Here is a 17,665-nt window from a genome sequence, read left to right as displayed (position 1 = left end):
GCCTTTGAACACAATATTGGGCTGATTGGCTTCGAGTTTAGAGACGCGTACGCCGAGGCTATCCAGTTCGGCCGCGAACTCGGCGGCCAATTTGTTGATTAAAGCCTTGTCCTGTGCGTTGGCTTTGTCTTCTTTAGTTACCGCATTGGCTACAATTTGGGCCATTTCGTAACGGGTCATAAGATTATTACCCTGGAAAGCGCCGTTGCCATAACCGGATAGGATACCGTCCTGAGCCAATTGTTTAACAGCACTGTAAGCCCAGCTCCCGGCGGGAACATCGGCGAACGGACTGGCAGGCGCCGCGGACGCGATTGCCATAGTGCTCATAACAATTACAACCACCAGAAAAACTATAAGTACTTTTTTCATTAAGAAATCCTCCCCTATCGACGAATTAAACACCGCTCTTTTTATAATTCTCAACTAAACAAATATAAGTTCTATTTGGCAATAACCATTTTGGGCACCCTCCCTATCCCGGCAATTTTGCAAATCATTCAATATTATTCCGTTGGAATAATATCACCTCCCCTCTTAATAACTTAGTGCCTTCTACACTCTCGCCGTCTTCACCCAATACTCTTCCTGTCGACAATAGAAAATTCTATCCAGCCATGGTCTCTCATTTTCTATAATTAAATATTGCAAATTGTATGCCAACTTAAAAATCGCAGAAATTATGCAAATATAAGTATTTTAGAAAAATTGTTACAACTTCCATGCTCCATCTTGTAACAAACGCTGTTCCATTTTGATACGCAAAATAAAAACTGTCTTATCTTGGCTAAGGCCCAAGATAAGACAGTAAAATTTGACTTTTATTTTATTAAACGGTTAACACTTATTATCATGAATACCGAAACGTTTCATTTTCCGATATAGAGTATTCCGGGCAATCCCCAGCATTTCAGCAGCTGCACTGACGTTGCCGTTACTTGCTTCCAGCGCTTTTAAAATTATGCCTTTTTCGTTATCTTTTAAACCAAGGTTAGCGTCACTCTCCATGGTAAACACCGTCTTCTTCACTTCACGTTTGATTCCCGGATAATTTAGCACATCTTCCGCCTCTACCTTTTCCGCCCCGCGCGACCTAGCCATTACAAAACTTCGCTCTATTACATTCTCAAGCTCACGAATATTACCCGGCCAATCATAATTCTTCATAACCTGAATCGCCGAATCATCCAAAACATCATCAGGTATCTTTTTAATTGAAAGTATGTTTTTAACCAACAATTCCAAATCATTTCCCCGTTCTCTGAGCGGGGGAAGATTGATCGTAATCACATTAATCCGGTAGAACAAATCTTCCCGGAATTCCTCGCGTTGAACCATTTCCCAAAGGTCGGAATTGCTTGCGGAAATTACCCGTACTTTTACCGGAATTTCCTCGGTTCCCCCCAGCCGTACCACCGTTTTATTTTGAAGGGTTCTTAATATTTTAGCCTGCATTTCCATAGGCAGCGAATTAATTTCATCCAGAAAAATAGTTCCCCCTTCGGCTAATTCAAATTTCCCCGGCTGCCCTTCCTTTTTGGCGCCGGTAAAAGCTCCGCCCTCGTAACCGAAAAGTTCACTTTCAAGCAAGCCATTGGGTATGGCAGCACAATTCACCACAACAAAAGGGCCCTCACAGTTTACGCTGTCATTATGAATAGACTGTGCAAACAGTTCCTTGCCGGTACCGCTCTCCCCTTCAATAAGCACATTACTATCCATTTTCGCTGTTTCCCGGGCTAAGCGGACCACCTGTCGAAAAGCTTCGCTCTCGCCAATTAAATGTTCGAAAGAAAAATGCGCCTTCCACCCGACAAAATTCTTAATTATACCGCGGGTATGGCTTCTCCCCCGAAAAATTCCCACAACCCCTTTTAACCCATTCTCTTTTAATTCAATCGGCTTTATCGAACCCATCAATCTGGTTATTTTCCCTTGTCTTGTAAACGAAATTTCTCTATCAAAAATAGGCTGCCCTGTATTCATAACCTCGGAAAATGGATTGGATTTCCCCCACAAAGAATCTACGGCTAACCCGCAAAGATCGAATTTTCCCATGCCAAAATGTTTCCTGGCAACAATATTGTTCATCATAATCCGCCCGTCATTATTGACAACAATCAAAGCATCCGTAATCGATTCCATAATCTCTTTATAAAAGGTATTCGTTTGCTCCAGCTCTCTGCGAACCGCTTGTTGCATCAAACAATATTCAATACTTTTTCCCAGGGCCGTCATCATACCCAAAGTATGCTTATGAATCAGCCAATAATACCCGGCGGCATTAATAACTGCAATCACTTTCCCCTTTCCATCCTTTATTGGTACGGCGGAACAAGTCCAATGCTGCAGTGCAATATTATAATGTTCCGGCCCCAGTAATTGCACCGGTTTTTCCAACAATGCTGCTAAATTAATTGCATTCGTTCCGCAAGTTGCCTCACTTCTGCCTATTCCCGGCTCAATGAAACTGCGATTTTTGGAATCCTCCAGTACTTTTGTATCACCACAGTTCCAAAGTAAATACATATCCGCATCAAATAAATCAACTCTAAAGCCTGTACCTTCGACATTCTCGGCTATCGCCTCCAAAAAAGGCGTTACGACCTTAATTAACTGGCTATTTTTTCTTAGCTTTTCCTGTAATTCGTCTTGTGAAAGCCGTTCATTGGGTACATTATAGGGATCAATGCCTCGCTTTCTTGACCGCGTCCAGGAACTTAATACTTCAGCAGATATAATGTTATCAGACGCCAATTTCCCAGTAGCAACAAAATCTTCCCATGCCTTTTGTAATATTGCAATTCTTTGCTGTATTTTTTCATTACTGTCATTATGCTTCTCTGCGAAACTATCCACGCCAGACCACTCCCTTTTTAACAAATCCTTATAAAACTGATGGCCTTGTTGTTTGATAACAATTCAAAATTCCATTAATAAAAGTTTTTCTAATTCCGCCCGGAACTTATAAAGATAAAATTCGACTTAGTTTTCAATACTCCTGGAGATATATTTTACCACTAAATCGTCCTTTTTTTCTTGATTTTTTGTATGGGTTAAAAAATAAAACCCCAGCCAAATTCCACATATTGGGTAGGAGCTTATTATTCCTTCATAAAGCTAATACTCTTTTATTCATTTAAATCAGCACTTTTTAGCGTATTCTCAATCTTTCTGCCATTAAATAAAAATCGTATAATAGTCAGCGCTTCCGCGGGATTTACCCTGTCTTCATAGCCTAACTCCTTCAGTTCAGCCCAGATACTTTTCTGTATTTCCGGGGAAACCTCTTTTAGATTCCGAATCTCAGGCACAACGGCCTTAATTTCACTGTTATCCATCAAAGCAAGGATGCTTTGGCCTTTTTCTATGCCAATCATCATAAGAAAAATGGCCACCTTTTTTAGTGGCGTCAATACGGATACCCCCTCGTTATTCCCTGCGTACGTCTTCTATCTTTTCCCCCTCATTTCGTGTAAACATTCAACCCGATCTTGATTTCATCCCTGCCAGGTATAGACACATTCCCTTCTGTAGATGCAATAATAGTCGATTTGCCGCTGCTGGATTTGCCAAACGTCTTAGAAACATCTACCATTATTGTCAAGATATCGCCATTCATACTCATTTCAACATTTTTCATGCATAAGCCCCCTTTTTATCTATGTTTCTTAGCCTGAAGAACGTAACCATCTTTTTATCTCAACACCTATAACAACTTAATTTTCCCATAAAAAAATAAAACTCCTGCCAAATTCTACATTTGGTACAGAAGTTTATTATTCATTGGTATCAACGCCCGAAACCTTTAATGGGAATACCAGAGAGTATAACCGGCTGTTCGATTTTCCTAAATTCCATCTCTCCTCTAAAGCCTATTAGGAGAACACGGAGTGCGTTTTTCCTGCCGTCCTTTATATTGGGCATATTCATTAACAAAACCGGTAATGCTTTGAAACGCCGCAGCATTTATACTATAAAAAACCCATTTGCCCTCTTTACTATCGTCGATTATCCCCGCTTGCTTCAAGATTTTTAAATGATGAGAGATAGCAGGCTGGGTAAGGTTAAAAGCATCTATAATATCACACACACACAGGGATTGGCCCATAAGCATCCTAACAATTTCTATTCTGGTATCATCGCCAAGGGCTTTGAAAATATCAGCAATATTTGCCATGGTAAATACACTCCAATATTTTAATTGCCGGCTTTCAAAATCGCGATAATCTCATCTTTCGACGGAACTTTTCCGCTCACTTTCACTACGCCGTCCACTACAAGAGCCGGTGTCGTCATAACGCCATACTTAGCTATTTCTTTAAAGTCTTCCACTTTACTAAGTTCGGCTTGAATTCCCAGTTCCGCAACTGCTTGTTTGGCATTTTCCGCAAGCTTGTTACATTTTTGACAACCCATACCTAAAATTTCGATTTTCATTATATACTTCCCCCTTAATTATTTAAATGTTTTGATTATCCAATTTTTAATTTGCTCCCGGACTTCATTTACGCCATTCATGATTTCCTCATCTGTTCCCGTAAACGCCGATGGGTCGCTAAAGCTCTGATGTAAATGTTCTTTTCCGCCGGCAAAGTAGGGACAAGCTTCTTTCGCATTGTCGCACACAGTGACAATGTAGTCAAAATCCTGGTTTATGAACTCATTTACGTGCTTCGAAGTGTGGGAACTCATGTCGACACCGGCTTGTTGCATTGACTTTGCCACATAGGGGTTCACTTTAGACGGCTGTGTACCTGCACTAAAGGCTAAGTATCTGTCGCCATATAAATGTCTTAACCATCCTTCCGCCATTTGAGAGCGGGCCGAATTATGGGTACACAAAAATAGCACTTTTTTCTTTTCCATATTATCACTCCTGTATATTTAATTCCATATTAACAACTTCGTTTGAGCAGTAAGCCCTCTTATATAATAGCATTAAAAAGATAACCGATTAGAATTATAGTGATTGCCATAATTCCGGCGAAAATCATAAGCATCTTCGGTTTCAGCACATTTTTAAGAATTATCATTTCAGGTAAACTCAGTGCAGTTACAGACATCATAAAAGCAAGTACAGTGCCTGTACTCATTCCTTTTTCCATCAACGCATAAACAATAGGGATCATTCCTGCCGCATTGGAATAAAGCGGAACACCAATTAAAACGGCTAAGGGAACTGCAAACAAGTTATCCTTTCCTGCATAGTTAACAAGAAAGTCTTCCGGGGCATAGCCATGGATCGCTCCGCCTATCGCGATGGCAATAATAATGTAGAGCCAAACCTTTTTCATAATTTCTTTTGTATAGTCCATTGCATAATCCATTCGTTCTCTATTACTCATCCTGGCAGTTTCAGCGGTATTTCCCGTCTTGATTTGATAAACATATTCCTGGACTAAATGTTCAAGATGCAGTTTACCTATAATATATCCGGAAATTATAGCCACACTTACACCCGAGATGGCATATATAGCGGCAATTTTCCAGCCGAACATTCCCCATAGCAGGATTAAGGCCACTTCATTAACCATGGGAGAAGAAATTAGAAACGAAAACGTAACCCCTAATGGCACCCCCGATTCCAAAAACCCAATGAATAACGGAACGGCGGAACAGGAACAAAAAGGTGTAACAATACCTAAAAGGGCCGCGGAAATATTACCCCAAAATTCTCTTTTATGGCTTAATATGCTTTTGGTTTTTTCCGGCGGAAAATAGGTCCGGATGAGGGATACTGCAAAAACAATGATCGCAAGCATTATGAAAATTTTAACAGTGTCATAAAAAAAGAAGTTAACCGCGTCGCCTAAATGAGTTCCTGCTTTTAACCCCAGCATATTATAAGATATAAAATCGGCAAAATCCTGCAGCATACCTATCATCTCCACATCATAAACTAACTTAAACATCGCATAAACATATTTAAGTTTATTTATATAATAATCGACACAAATTGTCCGTGTCAAGGATTTTTTACAGGCAGCCATTTTTCTGCCAATTCTACTTATTGGGCGGGAATTTAATTATCGAATTACATTTATAATATCTAAAATAAATAGTATATAAATAGATACTATATAACTTATAAGTACCTACTTGTTATTTATCCTACTACTATTTACTATTATAGTAATATCATTCGAAGAATTGAACTCTCCCTTTCTCCAATGTAAGGGGTTTAGGAGGCAGTTGTAATGAAATCATATGAAATTTACCAGGTAGACGCATTTACGTCCGAAAAATTCAAAGGAAATCCCGCTGGCGTAGTCCCAAATGCAGCAGGATTATCGGAACCGGATATGCAGCGGATAGCACGGGAACTGAACAACTCTGAGACGGTTTTCATTTTTCCGCCCGACGATGCCGGGCACGATGTCAAGCTTAGATATTTTACGCCAACTACCGAAGTGCCGTCATGCGGCCATGCCACAATTGCCGCTCATTATGTTCGGGCGATAGAAAATCAGCTCGAACCGGGCAGGGTCATTCAAAAAATAGGAATTGGTATTCTGCCGGTAGATATTGTAAAAGAGAAGGATTATACAATATGGATGACGCAAGGAACCATCGAGTTTTCCGATCCCCTTACCGGCAATGCCCGTCACAGTCTGCTGTCGGCTCTCGGTCTGGCTGAACAGGACATGGATGAACGGTGTCCTATTCAAATCGTTTCTACCGGACACTCCAAAGTAATTATCGGGATTCATTCATTAACCAAACTTAGCAGTTTATCCCCTAATATGAGTGCATTAAGCGAATTAAGTAAATCCATCGGCTGTAATGGCTATTACACCTTTACTTTCGCTTCCCGGCCCGGTACTATTTTAACTCATGGCCGAATGTTTGCCCCGGCGATTGGTATTTCTGAAGATCCTGTAACCGGAAATGCTCACGGGCCACTGGGAGCCTATCTGGTTAAACATCGGTTGGTTGAACATGACCATTCTATGTTTTCATTCACGGGCGTTCAGGGAGAAGCAATTCACCGCAGGGGAACAGTAAATGTAAAGGTTAAAATAGAAAATGGTGAACCAATTCAGGTTCAGATAGGCGGAACCGCGGTCATTGTATTCAAAGCCCAGGTCGAAATATAACGGGGGGTATCGATTATGTATATTTTAGCTATAAACGGAAGCCCAAGGAAGAATTGGAACACCGCAACGCTGCTAAATAAAGCGCTGGAAGGGGCCGCTTCCCAAGGCGCTGCTACTGAGCTCATCCATCTGTACGATCTCAACTTTAAAGGCTGTATAAGTTGTTTTTCCTGTAAGCTAAAAGGCGGAAGAAGCTACGGAAAATGCGCTTACAAGGACGACCTGTCCCCTGTATTAGAAAAAATTGAAAGGGCGGATGCCGTTATTCTTGGCTCACCCATCTACCTGGGCAACGTCACCGGCGAGATGCGGTCACTTATGGAACGCATGGCCTTTCAATACTTGGTTTACGACGAAACTCACTCATCCCTTGTCCCAAAGAAAAAAACGATTGGTTTTATTTATACAATGAATATTAAAGAAGAGATGCTACGGGATTGGGGCTATGACCGGGTTTTTCTCGCCAACGAAAATATCTTTGCAAGAGTCTTTGGTGCTTCGGAATCGTTGTACTCAACAGATACTTATCAATTTAACGATTACTCTAAATATGTCGTTACGGCATTTGATGCAGCCGCTAAGTCCAGAAGACGCCAGGAAGAATTCCCCAAAGACTGCGAAAAAGCCTTCAACCTGGGAGTTCGATTCGCCAAGTCCGTTTTAAAATGAGTGCTGCTTTTTCCGCTTTTGCTGTTGCCGAATTGCCATTGCCAACCGGTCCAGATGACTTATAAAATACGGCAGGAAACTTTTTTGCGCTTTACACCAGACAAATCTGGACGGCTCGCCAGCCACCCACGGCTCACGCAGCCGCCGGCATCCGCCGCGGCATAATTTCAGTACATTGCATTGGCGGCATTCAGCCGCAAGTTTCTCTGACATACGGATAAACTTTCTTTCAAGCTCACCGTTCAGCAGGTCCTGCAGGCCTGCTTCGTGTATATTGCCTAAGCGCCACTCATCCAGTACATAGAAATCGCAGGGATACACGCTGCCGTCGGCTTCTATCACAGCGTTTGGACCGCATTTACCGGCCATCGAGCATAATTCCGGCTCAATCCCGGCCAGAGCCATTCCGGCCAAATTATCGAATTCTCTAAGAGATATAGCCTGCCCTTCTTCCCAGTCCTTAAGCCACAAATCAAATATCCGGCAGAGAAACTTACCATAAATTTCCCCATCGAGGCTTTCGCCGGCATTAGCTCCTCCATAGCCATTAATGCAAGGGATCAACTGTCCGTGCGTAATTTTATTCCGTTTTAAAAAATTGTAATACTTATCAGGATGTCTAGCCTGTTCCAGGGTTATAACACTCAAAATGTTGAAATCCACACCCTGTGCGGCCAAGCGCTGGGCCGCACCCAAAACCCGGGAGTAAGTGCCTCTCCCATTCCTGTCTAACCGATATTTATTATGCATATCACATGGACCATCCAGTGATAACCCGACAAGAAAGCGATGCTGTGCCAAAAACTTACTGAATTGATTATCAATCAGCAAACCATTGGTTTGCAGCCCATAACCTACTTTTTGGTTTTGCTTTTGCCTTTCAACATAGCTTACAAAACTCTGAAAGGATTCCATCCCCCACAGCGTAGGTTCGCCTCCCTGAAAAACGAAATTGAGGCTGCCCCTGTCTCCAACATAGGCAAAAGCGCTGTCAACAAGCGCTTTTATTGTCGTTTCCGTCATGATTCCCAGGTCTGCCTGATTGCGTTTCTGCATCACGTCATAATAAAAACAATAACCACACCGCATATTGCATTTACCTGAAACAGGCTTAATTAGAACATGTAAGTCAGCCATTTTTCGTCATTTCCTTTTTCGTCATAAATTGCACCACTTAATTTTTAGACCAGACCCAGTCTGGCAAATTGCTCATCCGGGGCGTCAAAAGCGGTCAGAGCTTTCATTAGGAGATTGGCATATTTTTTTTCAAGGGCAGCATCAACAATCGAAATTTCTTGTTTAGGATCTTCCCGTACACAATACAGTTTGGATTCATTAACAAACTTCAAGCTAAAGTCATTTTCTTTACCGCCAAACGGTACATCTTCCCGCGAAACCGGGATCTTAAATACCGGGTAATTAGTATGTTTCAAAAACCGGCCCGCTTCAATACCGTCCGCACAGTCAGTCCCGAGAAAGGTTCGAATGCTCATGGGCACTGCGGTGTAAGTGTAACAGGGATAATTATCTTCTTTCGCCGGTGCGCGCAAGTAGGTATATTCACCATCTGTGATATTCACCGCCATCGAATGATACCCGTATAATGCATAATCGCGAACTTTAGCCGCCTGGCCTTCAATCAAAGAGCGCAACGAAATTCCTTGCACTTTGTCCGGAATCGGAATAGCCAAATAGTCTAAAACCGTTGGCATAATATCAATATTTTGCGTTAACGCCTTAACCCGCCGGGGTACCGCCGGAAAGCTTTTCGGCACATGAACGATAAACGGAATCCTGGCTATTTCATCGTAAACGTGCATACAATTCTTACCCCAATAGCCATGCTGGTCCAGACAAAATCCGTGGTCGGCTGTTAAGATAATGATCGTTTCATCATAAATATTTAACTCTTTTAATTTTTTTATTAAACGGCCAAATCCGGCATCCGTCATACTTAGCGTTGCCTGATAACGCCTTTTTAAATGTTCTTTCGCCGCATCAGGTTCATTCGCCTCCCCATATTGAGGCGCATCAAAGAACGGCCCATCATAATTATCCGCATACATTTTTAAATACTTCTCATCGCAATCAAACGGTTCATGCGGGTCAAAAACCTCTACTGTCAAAAAAAAGTTTTCATTTTTTCCATTGATCTCGAGCCACTCCATCGCATTTTGGAACGTCTTGGGCGTTGAATAGCCCGCTTCCGACTTAAACTTAGTTTTATTACATTGATATTGCCGTTTAACATTTCCATAATGCTCTTGTGGCATAAACGGATCATCAATCAAAGAAACCCATGGATCACTTTCCTGCCCCCGCTGAAATTCCCATGTATTAAAGGCTTGACAATAATTTTCACCGCCGATACGAAAATAATGGTGATGATCCGTTGTAATATGGGTAAAAACACCATAATCGCGCAATACACCGGGAAGAGTTACGTCGAACGGTTCAATGGGACCCCAGTAACGTTCAAGAAAATCCAGCCTTCCCGTAAGAATATCCCGCCGGGCCGGCATACAGGGCATTGAGCCAACCCGGTGTTCATCAAAAACGATTGACTCTTCTGCGAAGGAATCAATAGCCGGTGTAATTGCAGTTGCTTCCTGATTATATACTTTCAAGACATCGCGTTTTAAGGTATCCATTAAGACCAATATAGTTCGCAAGAAAGGGCCCCTCCTCAAATTTAGAAAAATAATAAATCGGCTTTGAATTTAGCTTATTTAATATTAACTATTTCTTCTTCTGAAACCTCTACATCTGCTCCATTCTTAAGCAGTTCACAACTTTGACCATTCATAAAAATTACTATTATATCGGTGGATTTTACTTTGTCTTTTACAAAGTCCATATCAAATGTTACAAGTCTGTCACCCGCGTTAACCTTTTTCCCTTCGCTAACAAACGATTTGAATCCATCGCCATTTAATGTGACAGTATTTATTCCTATATGAATTAAGATCTCTGTCCCATTGCTGTTTTTTAAAGCCAATGCATGCAGAGTAGGAAAAATCGATTCTACCACCCCATCCATCGGTGAATGTACGTCTCCGTTCTCCGGTTCTATTGCAAAACCATCACCTAACGTTTTGGTGCTAAATGTTTTATCATTTACTTCCGTTATATCTTTTAACTTTCCCTTTGCCGGAGAAACGATTTTAAACTGTGCTTTCTTAAAAATATTAAACATTTTATTCCCGCCTTTTACTTCTTTTAAAGCTTCCAATGGACTTACAGAAAGAACTTCTCAAAAACTATTCATACTTACGCATTTTGCCTACTGCAAAGGTTAAAATAAACGCGGCGATGGCGCCGACAAAATAGCAAATAAGATATTGCAGGTATTTACCATCCGCGATTAACGGAATGGCCGACATGCCTGCAGCACCTAACGCAGATGTTTTAACACCTAACCAGACGACCATCGCTCCGCCAAAACCAGCCCCTATAGAGCCGGTAATAAAACCAAAGCCGGATGGAATATTAACGCCATAAATGGTTGGTTCCCCCACTGCCAGAAAGCTTGTAGGAATAGCGGCCTTGGCAATACTCTTTGTTTTAGGGTCCTTTGTTAAAAGGTATATAGCCGCAGCAGCTCCTACCATACCCGCATTGCTCATGATTTGAATACTATTTAAGATAGTAGATCCTGTCGCGTTAATAAGCTCCATATTGATAGGAATCATACCTTGGTGAAGTCCCGTTGCAATCAGTGATGGTGCGCCGGCTGCAAATATAAAACCTCCTAACGGACCGCTAACTTTGATAATATACAGTAATCCGCTTGTTACCCAGCCTGTTAGCACCCCCATAATTGGCATAACGACAAAGAATAATAAAATTGCAACGATAGAAATGGAAAAAACAGGAAGCGCAACGACAGCTATAATATCAGGAATCATCTTTCGCAAAAATTTCTCAACTTTTGCAAATATATACACTGCCAGAATAACTCCAAACAATCCGCCTTGCCCAGTGTGAAGATGAATGATTCCTAATGCAGGTACAATCGTCATACCACCTACAAGTCCGCCCATTACCATATCCGCACCAAATTCTTTAGCCGCTGTAATTCCTACATAAATAGCTAAAAATGCAAAAGTAGCGCTTCCTATAATTCCCAACATCGTACTAATCTCTAACATGTGCCACATTTGCAATACAACTTGTGTCGCGGTGAGTTTACCTGTAGCTTTGACTCCTAATTCGATCGCTTTCATTGTCGCATTCGTGGTTATCACATTATTAATTCCCATGATAACCCCGGATGCGATAATCGCAGGAATAATAGGAACAAAAATATTAGCTAATGTTTTCAGTGCATTTGAGCCTTTTTTTTCTATCTTGATGCCTTGATCTGTCCCGTTTTGACTAGCACCAAGTAATTCATTTATCGCTACCCTGACTTTGGTGCTTCTTCCCGGACCAACTATAATCTGAGTTGTTTCGTCAATAATAACTCCCTGGACGAAATCCAGTTTCTGTATCTCATCCAAATTGACAAGTTTATTATCAACGTAGGTTATCCTCACTCTGGTCATACAATTTATAACACTTACAAAATTCTCTTTACCGCCGGAAAGCTCAATAATTTTTTTCGCCATCTCTTTTTCTTTCATACTAATTATCCTCTCCGCTTCTCCTTGTTCTTCTTTGCCATTTGTAACACCGCTCTATTTTGGCACATTTTATTCTTATATCTCTGTAGACGGGATCTGCGCCCCCCTTGCAGACCTGCTTTTATAACTGGCGCAAGGGGCCGCACCTCCCAGCATAACTATTATACTTACCAGCACAGGCCAGTTAATAGTATTTGACTAATACTTTTCTTGTATAGGGAAACCTATACAGTCAAGTCTCTTTTCTCAGAATTTACTACTATTAAAAATTCAGATTAAATACAACGCGGAAGAAATGGTTATCAGCGCCGGAGACGCTTTCCCCTGCTTTTTCCGGAATAACTCGGCTGTACTGGAGAACGGTATTGAAGGTTTTGCTGAAAGCATAGCCGTACTGAAGATCCCAGTTAACAAAGTTTAAGCCGTTTGCAGCATCACTGTTGCCGGTGGAATCTCCCATCGCCGAGAACTGGTTGGCGAAAGCGTTAGCGCCTTTATTGACATAGTTGATCGAGAAATTATGAGCTGCGGGCTTGTCAAGGTTCTGATCACCTATCGTAACTTTTATGGAATAAGCGTCGCTTTTCTTGCCTGGGAACGGAATCACGTTCTCACTCGCGCTGTTTTTAATGTATTCGCTGTTCAAGCCGATATTATGGTTGAACAGATAGTTGGTATTTACCACCGTCCATTTGAACGGATCGACTCCGAGAGATGGATTGTGCAAATCATAGTATCCTAATGACCAGTCAAACTTGCCCGCTTTGGATCCCATTGACACGCTTCTTACATCCAGGGTGTTGGCGTATTTTTGCAGATTGCCGGTGGAAGAAGCGCCGTCAAAGGTAACTCCGTTGATCCAGTGGCCGAACGTTGTGGTCAGGTTAAGATTGCCAACCGGAGCTGTGGCTTTAATGCCGTCAAAACCAAGAATCAGAGAAGACATAAACACATTCTGCGCGTCAACATAGAACGATTGCCGTCCTACCGTGGCCGTTACATCATTAATTTTTGTAGTAAAGTTAAACCGGTCAATCGTAGATATGGTGCCGGAACTTTGAGCGTTTGTCCCAAAGGTTGTCCACGGATTGTTTGAGAAGTCTGCTTTATCCGGCGCTGCCGAGTTATAGCGGAAAGAAAAGCTGGTATTATTGTCAACTTTGGCGGTACTGTCAAGCAGGAACCGGTACTGTTCATTCATGGAGCTAGGTTTATTGGGAGTATTAAATGCTTTGTCTGTATAGCGAAATACTGCATTGCCTTTGAACACAATATTGGGCTGATTGGCTTCGAGTTTAGAGACGCGTACGCCGAGACTATCCAGTTCGGCCGCGAACTCAGCGGCCAATTTGTTGATTAAAGCCTTGTCCTGTGCGTTGGCTTTATCTTCTTTCGTCACCGCGTTTGCTACAATTTGAGCCATTTCGTAACGGGTCATAAGATTATTGCCCTGGAAAGCGCCGTTGCCATAACCGGATAGGATGCCGTCCTGAACCAATTGTTTAACAGCACTGTAAGCCCAGCTGCCGGCAGGAACATCGGCGAACGGACTGGCAGGCGCCGCGGACGCGATTGCCATAGTGCTCATAACAAGTACCAACACCAGAAAAACAATAAGTACTTTTTTCATTTAAAAATCCTCCCCTTAGCGACGATCTTAACACCGCTTCTTTTTATAATTCTCAATTAACCAAATATAGGTTCTATTTGGCAACGGCCATTTGGGGCACCCTCCCTATCCCGGCAATTTCGCAAATCATTCAATATTATTCCGTCGGCGACCCCCGCATTGTGATATTTGTCTTCAGACACCTATAAATCTGCTCCATCCCTCCCTCAAAAGTGCCGGTTCATATCGGCTCACAAACCCAACAACTCCATCCCTTTTATTAAAATTTTCTGCAGTTGCCGGCCTACTGATTGTGGAAAAATCACCTCCCTTCCTAATAACTTAGTGCCTTCTTTGCCCCGCCACCGTAACCTTAGTTAGTCCCCATCTTTTTCGCACTATTTCAAATCTTTATACAAGAAGTATAAATCATTTGCAGCCATTTGTAAATAAACATCATCTAATTATTTAAAATGTAAATATCACTCATTTCAATCTACTGATATACAAACTAACGGCGATATCGATTTTTCTTCGATACCGCCGTTAAGTGTGTGCTTCTTTCTATTCTTTCTTTTTTCTTGGTCTAACTATTCTTGCTTCGCTGAAATCATCAACAACAGCAGAAAATGCCTTTGCCTCATAGTCGACTAATTTATCAGGATTTCTCCTGACAATTCGTTCATATAAACAATCCACCACAAATAATTGAGCAATTTCCGACGATATAAAGTGTCCCGCCGGTAAAGAATCCTTACGGGAAGTAAACACTACTTTATGGGCAAACTTAGACGCTGCCGAATGTTCGTAGGCAGAGACCAAAATTATGCGCGCTCCATGTTTAGCGGCCAATTCAAGCGCGGCCACCAAATCACGGGTCTCACCCGACACGGAAAAGGCTATAATAAGATCCCCTTGGCGGGAATAAGAAGCATCACGCCGCATATACGACGCATCTGACACAGCAAATACACTATAACCCACCCGTAATAATTTCGTTGCTGTTTCAAAAGCTGTCAGGCCGGAAGCTCCAATTCCGTATATTTTTATTCGTGTTGCCTGGTCCATCATATCAATCAGTTCATTTAATATTTCCTGAGAGATAAGAGCCGAAGACTTTTCCAGCAACCGGCAATACTCTTCGTATAAGCCGGAAATTTCTTTTTTTTCATCATAATTCTGGTTTTTCTTAATTTCATCCCTTAATAATTCCTGCGATAAAATTATGCGAAACTCTGTATAGTGTTTGAACCCAATCTTACGGACAAAACGGGTAATTGTAGGTTCAGACACTTCGCATTTAGCGGCAAATTCTACAATTGTATCCTTTGCCACCTCTTGAGGATTGCGTAAAATCTCATTTAAAATACCCGTTTCAGACTTCGTACAACGATTAGCATACTGTTCAACTCGCAATAACACCGAATCCGCTTCCAACTTAGCTCCCCCATTACGGCTATAATAACTATGTTATTATAATTTTAAATTCGCACGTAAATTCCTGCCCTGGTTCCAACGCCAATATCCCTTCTTTATCGGTTAATTGACCGGTAGCCTCGCTGTTATCGGTTATCCCATACCAGGGTTCAATACAAATGAACGGGGCACCGCCAGGTTTCGACCATATGCCAAGGTACGGAAAGCCGGTATAATCTACCGTCACGCTTTTCTCTGTCCTCTTACTTTTTAGACCAATTCGCGTTGAGGCTAAATTTTTGAATATAAGTGCATCCTCATTGAACAGTTGAGTCGATAAAGCAATCTCCTTTTCATTTTCCAAATAATCTGTCCGCCTTACAACAAGGCCTTTTTTCAACCAATATCGTTCGGCTGTTTCGGTTTTTTCAAACTCCAAATAATAGTCTTCTATCGTTTCTCCCGGTAAAAGGGGACAATTAAAACCCGGATGTGCACCAATAGAAAAGTAGCTGCACAGGCTATCAATATTTTTCACACTATACCTGCAGCTTATGCTGTTAGCTTGCAAACTATAGACAATATCCAGTTGAAATTTATAGGGATATTTTAGTAATGTATCGTCGCTGCTTGCTAACCGATAACAAACTTTATCCCTGTTTCTCTGAATCTGTTCAAACTCCATATCCCGGGCAAAACCATGCTGAAACATCTCATAGTTTTGATTCCCCACTTTATATCGATTATTTTTCAACTTTCCCACAATAGGAAACAACACCGGGGCATGCCGTGCCCAGATATCCGGTTGAGCACTCCAAAGGTATTCAATATCATCCTTTTTTAATACCAAATTTAATAACTCGGCACCATGATTACTGATTACCGCATATATATCGCCGTTTTCTATCCGAGTCTTAATCGTAATCCACTCCATTTAATAAAATATTCGATTTTCCGCTGCCGGATTTGCCAAACTGCGTGAATTCGCACTAAATTTTGGCGTGTTCAACAAACCAGTCAATTAGCCGTCTTGCTATGCTGTCCCTGCCAGGGAGGTTAGGGAGATTATCGGCAGAGTACCAATTCGCATCTACAATTTCATTATTATCAATGCTTATTTCTCCTTCCGACCATCTCGCTGTAAAAGCAACCATAAGCGAGTCAGGAAAAGGCCATGGCTGACTGCCGAAATACTGAATATCAGTGACTCCAATTCCGACTTCTTCTTTCAGTTCTCTTTTAACACAGTCTTCCAGCGTTTCCCCCGGTTCAACGAATCCGGCCAGTACACTATATCTTCCCGGGGGAAACCGGTTTGAACGGGCCAGCAAAATCTTATCGTCTTTTATAACGGCGACGATAATAGCGGGAGAAATTCGCGGATAAACAATCCGCTCACACGCAACGCATTGAACGGCAAGTTCGTTGGGAAACACCTTCATTGAACCGCCACAACAGCCACAAAACCGGTTCAATTTCATCCAGCTTATAATGTGAAACGCACGAAGCATAAGCCAATACCGGCTATTTTCTATCTGCCCGTATACTTGTCTAACTTTTTTAAAAGAAAAGCCTTTAAGACTGCTTTTATCACCGACAGCTGCATAAAACCTGTTTCCATCCACCATGCCTATATAGTAACCCTGCGTCGGTTTATTGTTCAGGGTCTTCAGCTCATAAACAAACGGAATCTTATCGCCGCCGTCAACCTCTTTTATTACTATTTCATCATCACAAAATAAAAAACAGTATGCATTTTCAGGGACCCTTGCAAAATCAGATTCAAACTCCATTTACAAACACTCCTCAACTGCAACGATTCGTTCCTTTTAATATAACACTTAGGAGTGGAATTTGCATTCAATTTTCAGTTGCAGACGAGGTCGAGTAGAAACGCGCCTTGCGACGCGCAACCCTCACAGAACCGGACTTGCCCTATTAAGGCATCCGGCTCTTCATAGCAGCATTTACTTACGTCTAGCCATAGATATTTACATAGATTCTCGCGTTAACTAGCGGGAATCTCTCCTCGAGTTTTGCAAATCCTTCCCAAGTCAGGCTGTTCTTTTGGCTTCTACGATTGAGCACTTCAAGTATCTTGCGCCGTATGCGGTATCCAAACGCATGAATTCCGTTGCTGTTGTCGGTCACCCCATAGTAGCGGTAGTGCCCAGCCAGCTTGGCATTTATCTGCTTGATTAAGTCTCCTATCTCAGTGTGCATATTTTGATAGAGCCATTCAGCAA

Annotated in this window: 19 protein-coding genes; 2 read left to right on the top strand and 17 right to left on the bottom strand. The window is 41.9% G+C overall.

Translation table 11 applies throughout. The annotated features are described in order from the left end of the window. From LUCIF_RS20325 to LUCIF_RS20295, 8 genes are all read right to left on the bottom strand, one after another. The coding region (locus LUCIF_RS20325; RefSeq protein WP_133306308.1) for an S-layer homology domain-containing protein at positions 1–372 on the bottom strand (372 nt) is incomplete at its 3' end. Positions 373–837: 465 nt separating this feature from the next. Further along, on the bottom strand, positions 838–2,859 hold the full coding sequence (locus LUCIF_RS20320; RefSeq protein WP_122629675.1) for a sigma-54-dependent Fis family transcriptional regulator: 2,022 nt from the start codon (positions 2,857–2,859) through the stop codon (positions 838–840). A 272-nt stretch (positions 2,860–3,131) separates the two neighbouring features. Further along, a complete protein-coding gene (locus LUCIF_RS20315) occupies positions 3,132–3,416 on the bottom strand; it encodes a hypothetical protein (RefSeq protein WP_122629674.1) in 285 nt (94 codons plus the stop codon). Positions 3,417–3,466: 50 nt separating this feature from the next. Beyond that, the gene (locus LUCIF_RS26220) at positions 3,467–3,643 is read right to left on the bottom strand and encodes a hypothetical protein (RefSeq protein WP_165866085.1); all 177 of its coding nucleotides are present in this window, start codon (positions 3,641–3,643) and stop codon (positions 3,467–3,469) included. A 225-nt stretch (positions 3,644–3,868) separates the two neighbouring features. Beyond that, on the bottom strand, positions 3,869–4,180 hold the full coding sequence (locus tag LUCIF_RS20310) for an ArsR/SmtB family transcription factor (protein WP_122629673.1): 312 nt from the start codon (positions 4,178–4,180) through the stop codon (positions 3,869–3,871). 20 nt (positions 4,181–4,200) lie between these two features. Further along, entirely contained in the window at positions 4,201–4,440 is a 240-nt protein-coding gene (locus LUCIF_RS20305; protein ID WP_122629672.1) for a thioredoxin family protein, read from the bottom strand. An 18-nt stretch (positions 4,441–4,458) separates the two neighbouring features. After that, the gene (locus tag LUCIF_RS20300; protein ID WP_122629671.1) at positions 4,459–4,869 is read right to left on the bottom strand and encodes an arsenate reductase ArsC; all 411 of its coding nucleotides are present in this window, start codon (positions 4,867–4,869) and stop codon (positions 4,459–4,461) included. 59 nt (positions 4,870–4,928) lie between these two features. Continuing rightward, a complete protein-coding gene (locus tag LUCIF_RS20295) occupies positions 4,929–5,915 on the bottom strand; it encodes a permease (protein WP_207858171.1) in 987 nt (328 codons plus the stop codon). A gap of 285 nt (positions 5,916–6,200) precedes the next feature. On the opposite strand from LUCIF_RS20295, the gene LUCIF_RS20290 reads away from it, so the two are divergent. Continuing rightward, on the top strand, positions 6,201–7,100 hold the full coding sequence (locus LUCIF_RS20290; RefSeq protein WP_122629670.1) for a PhzF family isomerase: 900 nt from the start codon (positions 6,201–6,203) through the stop codon (positions 7,098–7,100). A gap of 15 nt (positions 7,101–7,115) precedes the next feature. Then, the gene (locus LUCIF_RS20285; RefSeq protein WP_122629669.1) at positions 7,116–7,769 is read left to right on the top strand and encodes a flavodoxin family protein; all 654 of its coding nucleotides are present in this window, start codon (positions 7,116–7,118) and stop codon (positions 7,767–7,769) included. Here LUCIF_RS20285 and LUCIF_RS20280 read toward each other — a convergent pair. The 9 genes from LUCIF_RS20280 to LUCIF_RS20240 all read right to left on the bottom strand — a co-directional run. After that, entirely contained in the window at positions 7,761–8,906 is a 1,146-nt protein-coding gene (locus tag LUCIF_RS20280) for a radical SAM/SPASM domain-containing protein (protein ID WP_122629668.1), read from the bottom strand. The two genes, LUCIF_RS20285 and LUCIF_RS20280, sit on opposite strands and share 9 nt — an antisense overlap. A gap of 44 nt (positions 8,907–8,950) precedes the next feature. Next, positions 8,951–10,441: a sulfatase gene (locus LUCIF_RS20275; protein ID WP_122629667.1), complete on the bottom strand. Its 1,491-nt coding sequence runs from the start codon at positions 10,439–10,441 to the stop codon at positions 8,951–8,953. 53 nt (positions 10,442–10,494) lie between these two features. Further along, positions 10,495–11,001 (bottom strand): PTS sugar transporter subunit IIA, encoded by a 507-nt coding sequence (locus LUCIF_RS20270; protein WP_207858169.1) that lies wholly within the window; start codon positions 10,999–11,001, stop codon positions 10,495–10,497. 28 nt (positions 11,002–11,029) lie between these two features. Next, on the bottom strand, positions 11,030–12,394 hold the full coding sequence (locus tag LUCIF_RS20265; RefSeq protein WP_122629665.1) for a PTS transporter subunit EIIC: 1,365 nt from the start codon (positions 12,392–12,394) through the stop codon (positions 11,030–11,032). Positions 12,395–12,656: 262 nt separating this feature from the next. Beyond that, positions 12,657–14,024 carry an S-layer homology domain-containing protein gene (locus tag LUCIF_RS20260; protein WP_122629664.1) on the bottom strand — a complete coding sequence of 456 codons (1,368 nt, stop codon included), beginning with the start codon at positions 14,022–14,024 and terminating at the stop codon, positions 12,657–12,659. A 543-nt stretch (positions 14,025–14,567) separates the two neighbouring features. Continuing rightward, complete coding sequence (locus LUCIF_RS20255) at positions 14,568–15,440, bottom strand: MurR/RpiR family transcriptional regulator (RefSeq protein ID WP_122629663.1); 873 nt, start codon at positions 15,438–15,440, stop codon at positions 14,568–14,570. A 28-nt stretch (positions 15,441–15,468) separates the two neighbouring features. Next, entirely contained in the window at positions 15,469–16,353 is an 885-nt protein-coding gene (locus LUCIF_RS20250; protein ID WP_122629662.1) for an aldose 1-epimerase family protein, read from the bottom strand. A 55-nt stretch (positions 16,354–16,408) separates the two neighbouring features. Further along, on the bottom strand, positions 16,409–17,212 hold the full coding sequence (gene nudC / locus LUCIF_RS20245; protein WP_122629661.1) for an NAD(+) diphosphatase: 804 nt from the start codon (positions 17,210–17,212) through the stop codon (positions 16,409–16,411). A gap of 184 nt (positions 17,213–17,396) precedes the next feature. Further along, positions 17,397–17,665, bottom strand: a 269-nt coding sequence (locus LUCIF_RS20240) for a group II intron maturase-specific domain-containing protein (RefSeq protein WP_122629660.1), incomplete at its 5' end; no start/stop codon positions are given.

The sequence above is a fragment of the Allolucifera butyrica genome, from assembly GCF_900476375.1.
Lineage (GTDB): Bacteria > Bacillota > Negativicutes > Sporomusales > UPPP01 > Lucifera > Lucifera butyrica.
The sequence above is the reverse complement of the archived record's forward strand: the minus strand, read 5'-3'. Positions and strand labels throughout refer to the sequence as shown.

What these genes read in the sequence shown, in the direction of transcription:
- LUCIF_RS26220 (WP_165866085.1), bottom strand. Translation starts at nt 3,643, where the DNA reads ATGAAAAATGTTGAAATGAGTATGAATGGCGATATCTTGACAATAATG.
- LUCIF_RS20310 (WP_122629673.1), bottom strand. Translation starts at nt 4,180, where the DNA reads ATGGCAAATATTGCTGATATTTTCAAAGCCCTTGGCGATGATACCAGA.
- LUCIF_RS20305 (WP_122629672.1), bottom strand. Translation starts at nt 4,440, where the DNA reads ATGAAAATCGAAATTTTAGGTATGGGTTGTCAAAAATGTAACAAGCTT.
- LUCIF_RS20300 (WP_122629671.1), bottom strand. Translation starts at nt 4,869, where the DNA reads ATGGAAAAGAAAAAAGTGCTATTTTTGTGTACCCATAATTCGGCCCGC.
- LUCIF_RS20295 (WP_207858171.1), bottom strand. Translation starts at nt 5,915, where the DNA reads ATGTTTAAGTTAGTTTATGATGTGGAGATGATAGGTATGCTGCAGGAT.
- LUCIF_RS20290 (WP_122629670.1), top strand. Translation starts at nt 6,201, where the DNA reads ATGAAATCATATGAAATTTACCAGGTAGACGCATTTACGTCCGAAAAA.
- LUCIF_RS20285 (WP_122629669.1), top strand. Translation starts at nt 7,116, where the DNA reads ATGTATATTTTAGCTATAAACGGAAGCCCAAGGAAGAATTGGAACACC.
- LUCIF_RS20280 (WP_122629668.1), bottom strand. Translation starts at nt 8,906, where the DNA reads ATGGCTGACTTACATGTTCTAATTAAGCCTGTTTCAGGTAAATGCAAT.
- LUCIF_RS20265 (WP_122629665.1), bottom strand. Translation starts at nt 12,394, where the DNA reads ATGAAAGAAAAAGAGATGGCGAAAAAAATTATTGAGCTTTCCGGCGGT.
- LUCIF_RS20260 (WP_122629664.1), bottom strand. Translation starts at nt 14,024, where the DNA reads ATGAAAAAAGTACTTATTGTTTTTCTGGTGTTGGTACTTGTTATGAGC.
- LUCIF_RS20250 (WP_122629662.1), bottom strand. Translation starts at nt 16,353, where the DNA reads ATGGAGTGGATTACGATTAAGACTCGGATAGAAAACGGCGATATATAT.
- nudC (WP_122629661.1), bottom strand. Translation starts at nt 17,212, where the DNA reads ATGGAGTTTGAATCTGATTTTGCAAGGGTCCCTGAAAATGCATACTGT.